This window comes from Nocardia sienata NBRC 100364, from assembly GCF_001613205.1.
In the GTDB taxonomy this organism is placed as follows: domain Bacteria; phylum Actinomycetota; class Actinomycetes; order Mycobacteriales; family Mycobacteriaceae; genus Nocardia; species Nocardia sienata.
Genome location: NZ_BDBX01000027.1, coordinates 53,802 through 69,613 on the forward strand (window position 1 = coordinate 53,802; position 15,812 = coordinate 69,613).

A 15,812-nucleotide genomic window follows, 5' to 3' on the forward strand; every position below is an offset into this window, starting at 1 on the left:
GACCATGATCTGCCCGCCGCCACGACGGCGTCCACCCGTTTTCCGCGAACCGTATTCCGCGACCGCGCCGGAGAACTCAGGAGCGCAGCGACAACTCGACCAGCGGCACGGTACCGATATCGCGGCCGGTGGCTCCTTCGATGATCGCGCTCAGTTTCCGGTACGCCTTCGGATGCCTGATCCGATAGCCGTCCAGTACCGCGGCCGCCGCTTCCCGGTCCAGGACGCGCGCCACCGCTGGTGCTCGGTAACGAGTGCCGATACTGATCCGGCATTGCGGCTCGGCCAGCAGGTTCCGGTACCACTGGGCGGTCTCACCGAACCCCGAAGCGATCACCACGGTATCGGTGTCCGGCCGGTCCACCGTCTCCAATGCCACGTATCGCGGCCGGCCGGAGGTGCGGCCGATATGTTCCAGCAACAGCAGCCGGCCACCGAACAGGAAACCCAGTCGAGCGCGGAACGCCCAGATGGGCGAACGAACCAACCACCGGTTCCGCAGCAGTTTCACGCCCAGATCCGTCATCCACCGACGGTAACAGCCCAGGCGGCCCCGGTGCGGGCTCGATCCGGACAACCGAGCCCGCCACCGGGGCCGACACTGCGCTCGAACGGGCTACAGCGCTTTCAGTTCCTCGGTGACCGCACCGACCGACTTCTTCGCATCGCCGAAGAGCATGGACGTGTGGTCGGAGTAGAACAGCGGATTGTCGATACCGGCGAAACCGCTGTTCATCGAACGCTTCAGCACGATCACCGATTTGGCCTGGTCGACATTGAGGACCGGCATACCGTAGATCGGGCTGGCCGAATCCTCGCGGGCGGCCGGGTTGGTGACATCGTTGGCGCCGATGACCAGGGCGACATCGGTGCGGCCGAATTCGCCGTTGATATCGTCCATTTCCTTCATGGCGTCGTAGGACACCTCGGCCTCGGCCAGCAGCACGTTCATATGCCCGGGCATCCGCCCCGCGACCGGATGGATGGCGTATTTGACCTCGACGCCCTTGGCTTCGAGCAGTCCCGCCATCTCCTTCACCGCGTGCTGGGCCTGGGCGACGGCCATACCGTAGCCGGGCACCACGATCACCTGGTTGGCGTAGGCCATCTGGATCGCCGCGTCGGCCGCCGAGGTGGCCTTGGCCTGTTTCTGCTCGCCGCCACCGGAGGCGGCGACCGCGCCGCCGCCACCGAAGCCGCCCGCCACGATGGCCGGGATGGACCGGTTCATGGCCTTGGCCATCAGATTGGTCAGGATGGTGCCGGACGCGCCGACGATCATGCCGGCCACGATCATCGCGGTGTTGTTCAACGCCAGACCGGCCGCCGCGGCGGAGAGGCCGGTGAGCGCGTTGAGCAGCGAGATCACCACGGGCATATCGGCGCCACCGATCGGCAGCACCACCATCAGGCCCAGCACACCGGCGGCCAGCAGCAGGCCGACCATCCACCACTGCGAGACGCCGCCGTCGGACGCGCCGAGCCCGATGACGACCGCCGCCGCGATCGCGGCCACCAGCAGCAGCAGATTCACCACCTGCTGCAGTTTGCCGAGACCGATCGGGCGGCCGGGCAGGATCTCCTGCAGCTTCCCGAACGCGATCAGCGAACCCCAGAACGAGACCGAGCCGATGATCGCGGCGAACAGCGAACCCACGATGATGTGCGCCGTCGGTTCCTCGCCGTGATGGAAGGCCGAGAAGCCGGTGGTGTCGATGAATTCGGCCCAGGCGATGAGGGCGACCGTTCCGCCGCCGACGCCGTTGAACGCCGCCACCAGCTGGGGCATCGCGGTCATCTTGGTGTAGCGGGCGGGCGGCACGCCCAGCACCACGCCGACGACGAGGCCCGCGACGATCAGGATCCAGTTCGTGGTGTCACGGACGGCGATCAGGGTGGCGATCACCGCGATCGCCATACCGGCCGCCGCGATCCAGTTGCCCCGGACCGCGGTCTTCGGGCCGGTCAGCCCCATCAGACCGTAGATGAACAGGGCGAAGGACAGGATGTAGAGGATATCGACCAGATTGTCCATGGGTCACTTACCTGCCTTCTCGGCACCCGCGGTGGGCTTCTTGCCTTTGAACATGCCCAGCATCCGGTCGGTGACCACGAAACCGCCGATCACGTTGAGCGTTCCGAACACCACGGCTACGAACAGGATGACCTGCACCCCGAGCGACGGGTCCTCCATCCGCCCGAGGGTGACCAGCGCGCCCAGCACCACGATGCCGTGGATGGCGTTGGTACCCGACATCAGCGGCGTGTGCAGGGTATTGGGGACCTTGGAGATCACCGCGAAACCCACGAAACCGGACAGCACCAGAATCGCGATATTCGCCAGCAGTTCGGTGTACATCACTGCGCCTTCGTCGTCGGTTCGGCGTCACGGGTGACGCAGGAATCGGCCAGTACCTGATCGGAGAAATCGGGTTTCAGTTCGCCCTCGGCGAGCATCAGTTCCAGCAGCGCGGCGATGTTCTTCGAGTACAGCTCACTGGCGTGCTCGGGCATCGTGGCGGGCAGGTTCAGCGGCGAGCAGATCGTCACCTCGTGCTTCACCACGGTCTGCCCTGGTTCGGTGAGTTCGCAGTTGCCGCCGGTCTCCCCGGCGAGATCCACGATGACGCTGCCCGGTTTCATACCGGCCACCGCGCCCGCGGTCACCAGCCGCGGCGCCGGACGACCGGGTACGAGCGCGGTGGTGATCACCACGTCGAAACCCTTGATGGCGTCCTCGAGCGCCTGCTGCTGTCTGTCCTTCTCCTCGTCGGTGAGTTCGCGGGCGTAGCCGCCCTCACCGGCGGCGTCGATCCCGAGATCGAGCCACTGGGCGCCGACCGAACGCACCTGGTCGGCGACCTCGGGGCGCACGTCGTAGCCGGTGGTCCGGCCGCCCAGGCGCTTCGCGGTGGCCAGCGCCTGCAGGCCGGCCACACCGACGCCGAGCACCAGTACGGTCGCCGGTTTCACGGTGCCGGCGGCGGTGGTGAGCATCGGGAAGAAGCGGGTCGATTCCGAGGCCGCCAGCAGTACCGCTTTGTACCCGGCGACATTGGCCTGCGAGGAGAGCGCGTCCATCACCTGGGCGCGCGAGATCCGCGGAATGGCCTCCACCGCGAAGGCCTGCACTCCGGCCTTCTTCAGCGCGTCGATCTGGTTGTCGGCGTTGCGGGGGGCGAGGAATCCGATGAGCGTCTGCCCCGAGGACAGTTTGCCCACCTCGGCACCGCTGGGCGGGGCCACCTTGACGACCACGTCGGCCGACCAGGGGTCACCGATCTTCGCGCCGGCTTCGGTGTATGCGGTATCGGGAATGAGCGCGCCCGCTCCGGCTCCGGCCTCGACCACGACCTCCACGCCCTGCTTCACCAGCGTGGGAATGATCTTCGGAACCAAGGCGACCCGCCGCTCGCCCGCGGCGGATTCGCGAACGACACCGACACGCGCCCCGCGCGGCGACGAATCGCTCACGGCCTGCGTTGTCTCCACTGTGCTTCCCTCTCCTGCTGTTTCGGCCGCCGATCAACGGCGCCGGGCGGAGGTGTCCTGGGACACCACCGCCCGAAATCCTGGCAACCGTACATCGGCCGCAGTGAGATTAGCTGAGATGCCCGTCACATTCCGTGTAGACAACCGTATGTCTTCACATCGGTAAAGCCTGATAGCGGGATATTTCCGCCGAAGCATGCTCAACAGTTTGAAAAGTTTGCCAAGTCGACGCCCACTCCGGGACCCGCGGCGCCCTTACGCCGTAGAGTGCGCCGTGTGAACGACTGCGTTTTCTGCGGGATCGTGGCCGGTACCGCACCGGCCCATCGGGTGTACGAGGACGATACGGTGACCGCGTTCCTGGATATCCGGCCGATCACCCGCGGGCACACGCTGGTGATCCCGAAGCGTCATGCCACCGATCTATCCGAACTCGATGCCGAGACCGGAGTGGATATGTTCCGGGTCGGCCATCGCGTCGCCCGGGCGGTACAGGGGCCCGGGTTCGCCGCCGACGGCGCGAATCTGCTGATCAACGATGGCAAGGCCGCGTTTCAGACGGTCGCGCACGTCCATCTGCATGTGATCCCCCGCAGCCACGGCGACAAGTTCCGGTTCGCGACCGGACTCGTGCTGCGCCGCTCGCACGAGCCCGACCGCGTCGCCGCCGCCCTCCGCGCGGACCTGGCCGCCCTGGACGCGCGGCCCGGATCCGACGGAGACCCGGTCTGATTCCGGGCGAGTCCGCAAGAATTTCGATCAGCCGGCCAAGGCACTGCCGGCGATGCGATCCCTCCGCCGCGGATCGCATGTACCGGCTTCGAAGGAGAACCGAATGACCGACACACTCGACCGTCCCGAACTCACCGCGCATTTGTCCGACCAGTTCGACGCCCTCGCCGAACTGGTCGCCGACCTCGACGAGGAACAGTGGCGGACGCCCTCGCCGCTGCCGGGGTGGACCGTGTTCGATGTGCTGAGCCATGTGATCGGCACCGAGTCGCTGCTGCTCGGGGACAAGCCGCCGGCGCGTGATCCACAGGCGCCCGATATCGATGTGAAGACCCTCCCGCACGTACGGAACGAGATCGGCGCCCTCAACGAGGTCTGGGTGCAGCGGCTGCGCCCCCGCCCGGGTGCCGAACTGCTCGGCCTGTACCGCGAAGTGATCAGCCGCCGCCGGGCCGCGCTCGCCGCCATGGACGATGCGGCGTGGTCGGCGCCGTCACCGTCACCGATCGGCGAGGTGCCCTACGCGCGGTTCATGCGGGTGCGGTTGTTCGACTGCTGGATGCACGAACTCGATATCGCCGACGCGCTGGGCAAACGGGTCGACGAGGGCGGTCCACGGGGTGAACTCGCCTTCGCCGAATTCGCGCAGTCGCTGCCCCGGGTGATCGCGAAACGCGGTAAGGCGCCGGCCGGTTCACTCATCACCCTGGCACTCACCGGTCCGCTCGCGCGGACCCTGCACATCGAGGTCGGCGATCGGGCCCGCTATGTGGACACACCCGCCTCCGAACCCACCGTGACACTGGAACTGGACTCCGGTCTGCTGGTTCGGCTCGGTGGCGGCCGGGTGGACGCCGACTCGGCACTGGACCGGATCACCTTCCACGGGGACGCGGATCTGGGCCGGCAGGTGGTCCGGAATCTGGCGTTCACCATCTGAGATGCGGCTGTTCCTGGCGAGCTACCGGTTCGGCGCTCATTACGACCTCTTCGCCGCGCTGGCCGGGGAGCCGGGCCCGATCGCGGTGATCGCCAATGCCTTCGACTCCTGGCCCCGGGGCCGTGCCGCCGCGCTGACCAGCGAACTGGCCCCATTGCGCGCACTCGGCTTCCGGCCCGAGGAGGTCGATCTGCGCGAATACGCCGGGCGCCCGGAGGAGTTGCGCCGGCGGCTGGCGCGGTTCCCCGTCCTCTGGGTCCGCGGGGGCAACACCTTCGTCCTGCGCGCCCAGTTCGCACGCAGCGGTGCGGACCTGGTGATCCCGGAAATGCTGGCGGCGGATTCGGTCGTCTACGCGGGTTACAGCGCGGGCGCCTGTGTACTGAGCCCGGACCTGCACGGTCTGGAGACCGCCGACGACCCCGCCGAGGTACGGCCGACCTGTGGTATCGACCCGATCTGGACGGGGCTCGGCGTGATAGATCGTCCGATAGTGCCGCATCTGGACTCTCCCACCGATCCCGAACGGACGGGCAATGCCCTCGCCGACCGCCTCCGGGCGGCCGGCACCCCGCACTGGGCGCTCACCGATGCCGATGTCGTGGTCCGCGACGGGGACGAAACCCGGGTGTACACGGGTTGACCGGCGGTCAGCGGCGCCGGAAGACCACCCAGCGCATGGCCGAGTACATGTACACCGCCTCGCACGCCCCGGCCAGCACCCGCGACAGGTGGTACTGCACGCCCAGTGCGGCCAGCCCGGCGCCGACGCCCAAGATGAAGGCGAGGTAGTTGAACACCACGACGACCGTGTAGAACACCGCCTGCCGTCCCGCCGGCGCGTGGGAGCGGAAGTTCAGCCGCCGGTTGAGATAGAACGCCAGCGCGAACGCACAGACGTAGCCGACCGAGACCGACAACCATCCCGGTAACCCGAGTCCGCTGCGCATCCCGGTGAGGATCAGCAGGTCGACCCCGAAGGTGAAACCGTTGATCAGCGCGAAACCGAGGAAGGTGGGGGCGACGCAGCGGTCCAGGCCCCACGGCAGGCGCGCGACCACCGCCCGGCACCAGCGGGCGAAGCGGATCTCCCACATATCGGCGTTCGTCGCGAGGTCCTGCACGCCGCCAGCCTCCCAGGACCAGGTGTCCGGCAGGTGTGCGCACGGCAAACGTGCAGTCCGGACACGGTTTTCCGGATGGATGCCGCAATCCGGCCCCACTGCACCGAGTTGCTATTGCAGCAAAATTGTTTGCCAATCAATCCGAAGGTGCGGATAGTCGGCGCCGAGGAGGTGGTCACGGTGACCGATGAATTGGGCAACGACTACGACGTGGTGGTGGCAGGCGGCGGGGCGGCCGGACTGAACGGGGCGCTCATGCTGGCCCGGTCGCGGCGCAGCGTGGTGGTGATCGACGCGGGACATCCGCGCAACGCTCCCGCCGAAGGTGTGCACGGACTGCTGGCGCGCGACGGTATGCCGCCGGCCGAACTACTCGCGACCGGCCGCGCCGAAGTCCGCCGCTACGGCGGCCGGGTGGTGTCCGGGGAGATCACCGGCGCGGTCCGCGACGGTGACCGTTTCACGATCACGCTCGCCGACGGCCGAGCGGTCCGGGCGCGGCGGCTGCTGGTGACCACGGGGTTGACCGACGAACTGCCCGCAATCCCGGGCCTGCGGGAACGCTGGGGTCGCGATGTACTGCACTGCCCGTACTGCCACGGCTGGGAGGTGCGCGACCGGGCGATCGCCGTGCTGAGCCGCGGGCCGATCTCCGTGCACCAGGTTCAGTTGTTCCGCCAGCTCAGCGACGATGTCGTCTACTTCACCCACGATCAGCCCGACCCCACACCGGAAGTGGCGCAGCGGCTCGCCGCGCGCGGGGTCCGCGTAGTGCCGGGCGAGGTGGCCGGAATCGAGATCACCGACGACCGGATCACCGGCATCCGGCTCGCCGACGGCACCGTCGTCGCCCGGGAGGTCGTCGCCGTGGGTACGCGGATGGTCGCCCGCTCCGGATTCCTGGCCGGCCTGGGTCTGGCGGACACCGAGCATCCGGCCGGATTCGGCCGGTACATCCCGTGCGATACCACCGGCCGCACCGAGGTACCGGGGGTCTGGGCCGCCGGGAACGTCACCGATCTGTCCGCACAGGTGGGCGCGGCCTCCGCGGCCGGCGCGATGGCCGGTGCGCAGATCAATGCCGATCTGGTGGAGGAGGAATTCGATACCGCGGTCGCCGCCGCGCGCGACGGTTTCGCGGGAGCCGCGGAGGCCGAGCTCGCGCAGTCGGTGAACGGCGCCCGCGGCCACGGACTGTGATCGCCGGGGTCCCGTCTGCCCGGACGGGACCCCATCCGGGCCGCGAGCGGTTAGCGTTGGGGCGTGGACCTGCGTGAACTTATCGATCTCCTACCCGCCGGCACGGTGCTCACCGATGCAGATGTCCTCGCCGGATACCGGCAGGACTGGGCGAAGGACCCGGCGGCGGGAACCCCGCTTGCCGTGGTCCGCGCCACCGCAACCGCCGATGTGTGCGCGACGCTGCGCTGGGCCGACGAGCACCGGATCCCGGTGGTCCCGCGCGGCGCCGGTTCCGGTCTGTCCGGCGGGGCCACCGCGGTGGACGGGGGCATCGTGCTGAGCACCGAGCGGATGCGCGAAATCGCCATCGACCCGGTCACCCGGACAGCAGTCGTCGGCCCCGGATTGCTCAACGCCGAGGTCAAGCGGGCGGTCGCCGAACACGGGCTGTGGTATCCCCCCGACCCCTCGTCGTTCGAGATGTGCTCGATCGGCGGTAACGCCGCCACCAACGCAGGTGGTCTGTGCTGTGTGAAATACGGCGTGACCACCGACTACGTCCTGGGTATGGAGGTCGTGCTCGCCGACGGCACCGCGGTCCGGCTGGGCGGTCCGCGGCTGAAGGATTCGGCCGGGCTGTCGCTGACCAAGATGTTCGTCGGCAGCGAGGGCACTCTCGGCGTCATCACCGAACTCACCCTGCGGCTGCTGCCCGCTCAGCCGGTGCAGAGCACCGTGGTCGCCTCCTTCGCCACACTCACCGCGGCCACCGAGGCGATCCTCGCCGTCACCGGCGCACTGCGCCCGGCCATGCTGGAGTTCATGGACTCCGTCGCCATCAACGCGGTGGAGGACGAGCTGCGCATGGGCCTGGACCGCGACGCCGCCGCCCTGCTGGTGGCCCGCTCCGACGCACCCGGCGACCACGCCGCGCAGGAGGCCCGGATCATGCTCGAGGCCTGCCGGGCCGCCGGGGCCACCGAGGCGTTCCACACCGCCGACCCGGAGGAGGGCGAAGCGTTCACCGCCGCCCGCCGTTATGCGATCCCCGCGGTCGAACGGCTCGGCCCGCTACTGCTCGAGGATGTCGGGGTACCACTGCCCCGGCTCGGCGATCTGGTGACCGGTATCTCCGAGATCGCCGGGCGCAACGCCGTCACGGTGTCGGTGATCGCGCACGCCGGTGACGGCAACACCCATCCGCTGATCGTGCACGATCCGTCCGATCCGGACGAGACCGAACGCGCGCACCGCGCCTTCGGCGAGATCATGGAATTGGCCATCGCCCTCGGCGGCACCATCACCGGCGAACACGGTGTGGGCCGCCTCAAGAAGGCCTGGCTCCCGGATCAGCTGGGCCCCGAGGTGATGGACCTGACCAGGCGGATCAAAACGGCCCTCGACCCACACGGCATCCTCAACCCCGGCGCTGTCCTGTGAACACCGGAACAAACCGGACCGGGCCCGCCGTTTCACCGAAGGTGAGTACCGAACTGCGACACAACGCCGACGACACCCGCTTCGAGATCTACCTGGACGGGACCCTCGCGGGCTATGCCGACTACGCGGAAACGGAGTCGCCGAAGGTCCGCAACTTCCACCACACCATCACCTTCCCCGAGTTCCGGGGGCGGGGTGTGGCCGCGCAGGTGGTGAAGTACGCACTGGACGAGACCCGCGACGCCGGCTTCGCGGTCGCGGCCACCTGCTGGTACGTCGACGATTACATCGGCGCTCATCCGGAATACGCCGACCTGGTGTACCGCTGAGCCCGGATGCCGGAGACCGCGCCCGGGGTACCGGGCGCGGGTACAGCGGTGGTCAGCTCGCGGTCTCGTCCAGGATCCACTGACCGTAGGCGGGGTTCACCCCCGCCACCGGCACCGCGACGACCTGGGGGACCTCGTCGGGGTGTTCGGAGTTGGCGCGTTCGACGATCGCGGGCACCAGCGAGGCCCTGGTGTGCAGTACGACAACGGCCTCGGAGGCGTCCTCCACCGCGCCCTCCCACCGGTAGATCGATCGCACATCCGGGAAGATGTTTCCGCACGCCGCCAACCGATCCGTGACGAGCCGGTGGGTGAATTCCGCCAGCCATTCTTCGTCGGGTCCGCTGATCGTCACGTCCACAAGATCGGTATCGCTCACGGCGTACATGATCCTTGACTTCCTCCCCACGCCTGAAGGCGGGGGATTCCAACCTCACGGTTGGGTTTTCCTGTTTCAGTGACGGTTGCCTCCTCGCATCAGCTGCGAGGCGGTCTCACACCATCTCCGCAGGCTGAGACCGCCAGCCCGGCGGCCAGTATGTTCTTCGCGGCGTTCGTGTCCCGATCGTGGACAGCGCCACATGGGCAGTGCCAGTCGCGGACATGTAGCGGCATCGAATCATTGACCCGGCCGCAGACCGAGCACGTCTTGGATGACGGATAGAACCGGTCGATCGCGACGACCGTCCTCCCGTACCAGTCGGCCTTGTACTCCAGCATCGACCGGAACTCCGACCATGATGCGTCCGAGATCGCACGCGCCAGTGTCCGGTTGCGGACCATGTTCCGCACGCTCAGGTCCTCGATGGCGATCACTTGGTTTTCGCGCACCAGTCGAGTCGAGAGCTTGTGCAGGTGGTCACGGCGCCGATCTGCGATACGGGCGTGAACCCGCGCGACCTTCAAACGTGCTTTGGCGCGGTTCGCCGAGCCTTTCTGTTTCTTCGCCAGCACCCTCTGCGCTTTCGCCAACCGGGCGCGATCTTTCTTTTCGTGTCGAGGATTGGAAACCTTTTCCCCAGTCGAGAAGGTGTACAGAGAAGTGATACCCGCGTCCACACCCACCGTGGCGTCTGCAGGGGCGTGCTCACTGATTGTCACCTCTACCAGGATCGAAATATGGTAGCGGCCCGACGAATCCTTCGACACTGTCACCTGCGAGGGCTGCGCGTCCTCCGGCAACGGGCGGGACCATCGGATATCCAACGGTTCGGCTTGTTTGGCGAGCTTGATCCGCCCATCCCGGTATGAGAACGCGTTGGCCATGTAGGTGGCCGAATCTTTCGAGCGGCCCTTCTTTTTGAACTTCGGGTAGGCAGTTTGCTTGCGCCAGAATCTGTCGAACGCGCCCTGCAAGTGGCGAAGCGACTGCTGAAGCGCGACGTTGGAAACTTCGCCCAACCATTCGGTCTCGGCATGCCGCTTCCAGGTGGTGAGCGCTCTCGCGGTATCCACGTATGTGACACGACGCTTTTCGAGCGTCCACGCCTGGGACCGTTCTGCGAGTGCCCGGTTGTAGACGAAACGGACGCATCCGAACGTTTTCGCCAACTGCTCGGCCTGTCCAGGGGTCGGGTAGAAGCGGTACTTGTACGCCCGCTTCACCACCCGAGATCCCATACTTAACATAATAAGATACTAGTGTGTCAGGTGATCCGATGGGGGAGGAGAGCACTCTTACCGGTTACACCAACGGAACGAACAGGCTCCGGCACGGGTCGACGAAGTAAACTCCATTCAGCGGTATCGAACCCGCTCGACAAGTGTCCGGGAGGAACAGCGTCATGATCACCGAGACGATAGCCCCCGCGTGGATGCACGAGCAGATCACACCGGAGGAGTACGACTCCTGGACCGAGGAGCAGTGCGCCGGGATCGAGATCGTGGACGGGATGGTTGCCGTGAGCCCCGAGCGCGTCCAAGCGGCACAACCGCTTGGCCCGCGTCCTGGCGAACGCGCTGGACGAGGCGGCCGGACCCGACTGGAACGCTGATACCGATTTCGATGTCCGGCTCCGGGACGTACCGCTCAACAATCGACGCCCGGATGTGGTGGTGTACCGCGCGAACACGATCGATATCACGCCGACCCGACCCGAACACGTGCTGCTGGTGGCCGAAGTCGTCTCGCCCGGTTCCGAAACCACTGACCGCATAGTGAAAGTCGAACAGTATGCCCGTGCGGGTATCGCGTTCTACTGGCGGATCGAACAGGCCGCCCCCGGAGTCCCGCTGATCTACACCTACATTCTCGATCCGGCGACCGGGTCGTACCGGACCGGCGAGATGTTCACCGGAGTGATCGAGGTTTCCGCCCCGTTCCCTGTGGAGATCGATCTCGGCCGGATCTGAAAACGCCGCAGCGGGTCACAGGCCGAACGCATGTGCCACCCGGTTCGCCGCGTCCCGCTCCGTCATCGATCCGTCGACCTCGAGCACGGGCAGGCCGAGCCGAGCCGCTTCCGTACGCACGTGGTCGGTGAACATTTCGTCGCGGCGCAGGAGGTTGCGTCGGGCGCGGGCGGGGTCGCTCGTCCGGCGTGGGATATCCCAGCCGCGACCGGCGAAGACGTTGCGGCGGAATCGTGGGGACGGCAGCAGCCAGACCGCCCGGGTGGGCTCGGTCAGCAGCGGCGCGACCAGGTGCGGCAGCAGGCGAAACCCTTCGGCGACGGTACGTTCGGGGATGCCGAGCAGGTCGTCGACGATGGCACCGAAACCCTCACCCCGGAACCAGTGGAACGTCTCGAACATTGTCTCCGGGGTCCGGTGCACCCAGCGCTCGTCCATGCTCATGGCCAGGAACTCCAACAGATACGGCGCATCGCCGGGCGTGCTGCGCCGCGCGTGATCGGCCATGGCGTCATCGGTCGAGTACACCCGCAGACCGTGCCGGGCAGCGACAGCGGTCGCGACGGCCGACTTCCCGGCGCCGCTCCCCCCGCCGATCCAATAGACGTGCCGCAGCCGCGACCGGAGCTCGTCCGGGTCGTCGAACTGCGCACCACCGAATGTCATCCGGTCCATTGTGCGCCCATCCGGCAACACCGGCGGGCCGATTCCGCCGAGCCGCGCCCGGATCGCGACAGGAACCGAGCATCAGACCGGCACCGACCCGACGGCGAACTGCCCGGCGTATTCGCCGGTGGGCGGTATCTCGGTGATCACATCGATCAGTACGCCGCTCGGGTCCGCGACGAGGAAATGCCGCTGCCCGAAATCCTCCGAGCGGATATCGAGTTCGGCCCGCAATCCGCCCCGCACGACCAGGCGTTCCCATTCCGCGTCGACATCGGCGACCTCGAAGTTCAGCAGCAGGCCCTGAACCGGTTTGCGGTAGCCCGCGGGGACGGTCGGGTGGGTGGGGTCGAGCAGTGCCAGCTCGTAGTACCGCTCGCCTTCGGTCCGCCGCAGGCTGACGTACCAGTCCGCCGCGAAAGTGATCTCGAATCCGAACCAGCGGGTGTAGAAATCGCGCGACTGCGCGATCCGGGTGGTGCCGATGACCGGGTAGAAGCTGCCGAGTGCCATACCTGCCTCTTTCGCGCCGAATTTCGCATACCAACGGTATGCGAACTAGGCTAGGTCGCATACCGTCGGTATGTCAACGGAAGGTTCGCGATGACCGGATCGCTGCGCACCCAGCAGCGGGAACAGACCCGCGCGACGCTGCTACACCAGAGCAGGAAGCTCTTTGCCGCTAAAGGCTATGCCGCCGTTGGGCTTTCGGAGATCGTCACCGCGGCAGGCGTAACCAAAGGCGCGCTCTACCACAACTTCGACAGCAAACTCACACTGTTCCGTGCGGTCCTGCAGGACGTGCAAGCCGAGGTCGGCGACCGCGTCGCCGCCGCCGCGGACACCGAATCGGACCCGTGGCCCCAGCTCGTCACCGGCTGCGAAACCTTCCTGACCATCTGCACCACCCCCGAGATCCAGCGCATCATGCTGATCGACGGCCCCGCGGTCCTCGGCTGGCAGGAATGGCGCGCCATGGACGAATCCGCCTCCGCCCGCCACCTCGAAGAAGCTCTCACCACGCTGGTTGCCGCTGGTGTCATCCCGGCCCAGCCCATACCGCCGCTCACCCACCTGCTGTCCGGCGCCATGAACGAAGCCGCCCTCTGGCTCGCCACCTCCCCCGACCCCGGCGCCTTGTCCGACACCCTGGCCTCCCTGCGCCGGATCCTCGAAGCCCTCCGCACCGCACCGGTTCCCTGAACATCGCGGCAGTCACCGGGTCCGCGAACCGTTCCCTCCCGGGTCCCGCACACTGCGCGGGCGACGGCACGGAAGTCCTTGTACAGGATGGCGCCGTGATTGCCGTCGACCTTCGCGCTGAACCGGATCCCGGGTTGCGGGTGATCACCGCGTCGAGGCCGGCCGGCCCCGCTCAGGTCACCGGGTGTCGCACCCGCGAAGTGTCCGCACCGATCTCGTGGCCGGCCCGGGTGCGCGGGGCGAGTTCGGCGAGTTCGTTCCCGGCGAGGTCGGTCAGTGTCGACCGGGCCTCACCGGCGGTGAACGCGTAGCGCTCACCCCACTGCCGCAGCGCCACGATGGTCGTGAACAGATCTTTACCCGCGGCGGTCAGCTCGTAGACGTGCCGCTTTCCGCCGGGGGCCGTGCTGGTGGCCAGGATTCCGTTGTCGACGAGCCGGCGAAGCCGGTCGGCGAGGATATTGCGGGCGATTCCGAGCCGCTGCCGGAACTCGGTGAACGACGCCGCGCCGTCCATGGCGTCCCGGACGATGAGCAGGCTCCATCGATCGCCGACCAGGTCGACCGTCCGGGCCACCGGACAGGTGGGGTCGGTCCACTCGCGGTCGGTGCCGAGATCCATCGCTCCACCTCGCCCCTTCGGTTGCATTTCGAAACCATTTTGCCATACCGTTGAATGGTTGCATATTGCTACCAATTGGAGGCGGTTATGGTGGTCGCGAAGACACAGCGGCTCGTCCTGGCCATGGTGTGCGCCATGGCGGTGTCCACGATCTACGCGATCCAGCCGGTTCTCGAAAAGGCCGGTGCCGAACTGGGACTGGCGCCGGAGTCGCTGGGCCGGCTGGTCGCGGCCGGGCAGATCGGATACTTCGTGGGCCTGGTCCTGCTGGTACCGCTCGGCGACATACTGGATCGCCGGCGGCTCATCACCGGCCACCTGCTGCTCACCGGCGCCGGAGCCGCGACCGCGGCGGTCGCGCCGAACGGGATCATCGCCGTGGCAGGGCTGGCGACGGCCGGCCTGTTCGCGGTCGTCGTCCAGGTCACCGTCGCCTACGTCGCGGCGATCTCCGCACCACACGAGCGGGGGCGCAACATCGGCGCGGTCACCTCGGGCGTGGTGATCGGTATTCTCGGAGTCCGCGTACTGGCCGGGCTCCTGGGCGACACCATCGGCTGGCGCGCCGTCTATATCCTGCTCGCCGCGGCCTGCGCCGCACTCGCGGTCACGGTTCGGACGACACTCCGGTCCGACCCCAGGCCATCCGGCGGCCGCTACCCGCAGGTACTGAAATCCATGGGTCGGTCGGCCGCGGAAGACCCGCTACTCCTCGGCCGGGGCGTCATCGCCTTCTTCGCCTTCGCCTCGTTCGGAACCCTGTGGAACGGCCTGGCTTTACCGCTCGGGGCGCAACCCTGGGCGTTCGGCACTACCGAGATCGGACTCTTCGGCCTGGCCGGGCTCGCCGGAGCCGCCGGAGCCGCCCGGGCCGGCCGCTGGGCCGATTCCGGTCGCGCACAATCGGTCACCGGCTGGTCACTCGTACTACTGGCCGCTTCCTGGCTCCTGATCGCCCGGACCGAACCGACATTGTGGCTGCTCGTCATCGGCATCGTCGCGCTCGACTTCGCCGTTCAGGCCGTACACGTCAGCAGCCAGCACCTGCTGACCACAGCGCACCCGGACCGCACCGGCAGCGTCATCGGCGCCTATATGGCGTTCTACTCCCTCGGCTCGGCCCTGGGCGCGCTCACGACGACCTGGGCCTACACGACGTGGGGATGGCAGGCTTCCTGCCTGACCGGTGCGCTCTACGCGCTGGCCGGGTTCATCACCTGGGGAGTCACCCGGTCGGTGGCGGTTGTCCGCCGAACCGGAGCCGATTCGGCTACGCTCCCAGCGGACTCGCGCGGTGTTCCCTGTTCACGGTTATGAGGCGGTCGAGCGCACCGCGGGTCCGGATGGCGTCGAAACTGCCTGGCGTTCAGGATGATGGAGGCGTGAATGCTCCAGCACCTGGGCCGATTTTCAGCGTGATCGCCGTACTGAACGGCGCGGTGGACCTGCGGTCCTATCCGCGCCGGAACCTGGCACTGAGTTCGCCTCCGCGTGTGGAGTTCCGCAAGCTGGGGGACAACATGCCCGCCATCTTCGATCCGATCGTCCAACTGCTCGATGGCATCGAACTGCTCGAATCTCAGGGGTGGGAGCTGGTCAGCGTGGTCGAACGGAGCGTCGGCAGCACGGACACGAAGGAGTGCTGCTTGGTGGCGTTCATGCGCCGCACCTGATGTAGACCGCCGTACCGAACCGGCTGGTGAGGCCGAGCGCGCAGCCCCTGTGCCCCT

General features: G+C 67.5%; 19 protein-coding genes and 1 pseudogene. 10 read left to right on the forward strand and 10 right to left on the reverse strand.

Annotation, left to right across the window (positions count from 1 at the left end; translation table 11 throughout):
• Nucleotides 1-76: 76 nt before the first annotated feature.
• From NS4_RS16115 to NS4_RS16130, 4 genes are all read right to left on the reverse strand, one after another.
• Nucleotides 77-526: a nitroreductase family deazaflavin-dependent oxidoreductase gene (locus tag NS4_RS16115; RefSeq protein WP_063060351.1), complete on the reverse strand. Its 450-nt coding sequence runs from the start codon at nt 524-526 to the stop codon at nt 77-79.
• 90 nt (nt 527-616) lie between these two features.
• Nucleotides 617-2,035 carry an NAD(P)(+) transhydrogenase (Re/Si-specific) subunit beta gene (locus NS4_RS16120; protein WP_063060352.1) on the reverse strand — a complete coding sequence of 473 codons (1,419 nt, stop codon included), beginning with the start codon at nt 2,033-2,035 and terminating at the stop codon, nt 617-619.
• A 3-nt stretch (nt 2,036-2,038) separates the two neighbouring features.
• On the reverse strand, nt 2,039-2,359 hold the full coding sequence (locus NS4_RS16125) for an NAD(P) transhydrogenase subunit alpha part 2 (RefSeq protein ID WP_063060353.1): 321 nt from the start codon (nt 2,357-2,359) through the stop codon (nt 2,039-2,041).
• The gene (locus tag NS4_RS16130; RefSeq protein WP_063060354.1) at nt 2,359-3,492 is read right to left on the reverse strand and encodes a Re/Si-specific NAD(P)(+) transhydrogenase subunit alpha; all 1,134 of its coding nucleotides are present in this window, start codon (nt 3,490-3,492) and stop codon (nt 2,359-2,361) included. The genes NS4_RS16125 and NS4_RS16130 overlap by 1 nt, the downstream gene beginning before the upstream one ends.
• Nucleotides 3,493-3,768: 276 nt before the next feature.
• Here NS4_RS16130 and NS4_RS16135 point away from each other — a divergent pair, with 276 nt between their 5' ends.
• From NS4_RS16135 to NS4_RS16145, 3 genes are all read left to right on the forward strand, one after another.
• Nucleotides 3,769-4,224, forward strand: a complete 456-nt coding sequence (locus NS4_RS16135; RefSeq protein ID WP_063060355.1) for an HIT family protein — start codon at nt 3,769-3,771, stop codon at nt 4,222-4,224.
• Between the two features lie 103 nt (nt 4,225-4,327).
• Nucleotides 4,328-5,164 carry a maleylpyruvate isomerase family mycothiol-dependent enzyme gene (locus tag NS4_RS16140; RefSeq protein WP_063060356.1) on the forward strand — a complete coding sequence of 279 codons (837 nt, stop codon included), beginning with the start codon at nt 4,328-4,330 and terminating at the stop codon, nt 5,162-5,164.
• A gap of 1 nt (nt 5,165) precedes the next feature.
• Nucleotides 5,166-5,807: a Type 1 glutamine amidotransferase-like domain-containing protein gene (locus NS4_RS16145; protein WP_063060357.1), complete on the forward strand. Its 642-nt coding sequence runs from the start codon at nt 5,166-5,168 to the stop codon at nt 5,805-5,807.
• Nucleotides 5,808-5,814: 7 nt separating this feature from the next.
• Here the strand turns inward: NS4_RS16145 and NS4_RS16150 are convergent, their stop codons facing one another.
• Nucleotides 5,815-6,261: a GtrA family protein gene (locus tag NS4_RS16150; RefSeq protein WP_063060390.1), complete on the reverse strand. Its 447-nt coding sequence runs from the start codon at nt 6,259-6,261 to the stop codon at nt 5,815-5,817.
• A 162-nt stretch (nt 6,262-6,423) separates the two neighbouring features.
• Here NS4_RS16150 and NS4_RS16155 point away from each other — a divergent pair, with 162 nt between their 5' ends.
• From NS4_RS16155 to NS4_RS16165, 3 genes are all read left to right on the forward strand, one after another.
• Nucleotides 6,424-7,488, forward strand: a complete 1,065-nt coding sequence (locus NS4_RS16155; protein ID WP_245665451.1) for an NAD(P)/FAD-dependent oxidoreductase — start codon at nt 6,424-6,426, stop codon at nt 7,486-7,488.
• A 63-nt stretch (nt 7,489-7,551) separates the two neighbouring features.
• Nucleotides 7,552-8,910, forward strand: a complete 1,359-nt coding sequence (locus tag NS4_RS16160) for an FAD-binding oxidoreductase (protein ID WP_063060358.1) — start codon at nt 7,552-7,554, stop codon at nt 8,908-8,910.
• Between the two features lie 41 nt (nt 8,911-8,951).
• Nucleotides 8,952-9,239, forward strand: coding sequence for a GNAT family N-acetyltransferase (locus NS4_RS16165; protein ID WP_063060392.1), 288 nt, complete (start codon nt 8,952-8,954; stop codon nt 9,237-9,239).
• A gap of 52 nt (nt 9,240-9,291) precedes the next feature.
• Here the strand turns inward: NS4_RS16165 and cutA are convergent, their stop codons facing one another.
• Nucleotides 9,292-9,618 (reverse strand): divalent-cation tolerance protein CutA, encoded by a 327-nt coding sequence (gene cutA, locus NS4_RS16170; RefSeq protein ID WP_245665448.1) that lies wholly within the window; start codon nt 9,616-9,618, stop codon nt 9,292-9,294.
• Nucleotides 9,619-9,716: 98 nt separating this feature from the next.
• Nucleotides 9,717-10,859 carry an RNA-guided endonuclease InsQ/TnpB family protein gene (locus NS4_RS16175; protein WP_063060360.1) on the reverse strand — a complete coding sequence of 381 codons (1,143 nt, stop codon included), beginning with the start codon at nt 10,857-10,859 and terminating at the stop codon, nt 9,717-9,719.
• 309 nt (nt 10,860-11,168) lie between these two features.
• Between NS4_RS16175 and NS4_RS16180 the strand changes: the two are divergent.
• Nucleotides 11,169-11,591, forward strand: a pseudogene (locus NS4_RS16180) (Uma2 family endonuclease); the annotation flags it as partial.
• Nucleotides 11,592-11,606: 15 nt separating this feature from the next.
• Here NS4_RS16180 and NS4_RS16185 read toward each other — a convergent pair.
• Nucleotides 11,607-12,257: a hypothetical protein gene (locus NS4_RS16185; protein ID WP_063060393.1), complete on the reverse strand. Its 651-nt coding sequence runs from the start codon at nt 12,255-12,257 to the stop codon at nt 11,607-11,609.
• An 81-nt stretch (nt 12,258-12,338) separates the two neighbouring features.
• A complete protein-coding gene (locus tag NS4_RS16190; RefSeq protein WP_063060361.1) occupies nt 12,339-12,770 on the reverse strand; it encodes a VOC family protein in 432 nt (143 codons plus the stop codon).
• A gap of 90 nt (nt 12,771-12,860) precedes the next feature.
• Here NS4_RS16190 and NS4_RS16195 point away from each other — a divergent pair, with 90 nt between their 5' ends.
• Nucleotides 12,861-13,460, forward strand: coding sequence for a TetR/AcrR family transcriptional regulator (locus NS4_RS16195; protein WP_063060362.1), 600 nt, complete (start codon nt 12,861-12,863; stop codon nt 13,458-13,460).
• Between the two features lie 172 nt (nt 13,461-13,632).
• Here the strand turns inward: NS4_RS16195 and NS4_RS16200 are convergent, their stop codons facing one another.
• A complete protein-coding gene (locus tag NS4_RS16200; RefSeq protein ID WP_084487348.1) occupies nt 13,633-14,082 on the reverse strand; it encodes a winged helix-turn-helix transcriptional regulator in 450 nt (149 codons plus the stop codon).
• A gap of 87 nt (nt 14,083-14,169) precedes the next feature.
• On the opposite strand from NS4_RS16200, the gene NS4_RS16205 reads away from it, so the two are divergent.
• A complete protein-coding gene (locus tag NS4_RS16205) occupies nt 14,170-15,399 on the forward strand; it encodes an MFS transporter (RefSeq protein ID WP_063060364.1) in 1,230 nt (409 codons plus the stop codon).
• A 98-nt stretch (nt 15,400-15,497) separates the two neighbouring features.
• The gene (locus NS4_RS16210) at nt 15,498-15,755 is read left to right on the forward strand and encodes a hypothetical protein (RefSeq protein ID WP_063060365.1); all 258 of its coding nucleotides are present in this window, start codon (nt 15,498-15,500) and stop codon (nt 15,753-15,755) included.
• Nucleotides 15,756-15,812: the final 57 nt, after the last annotated feature.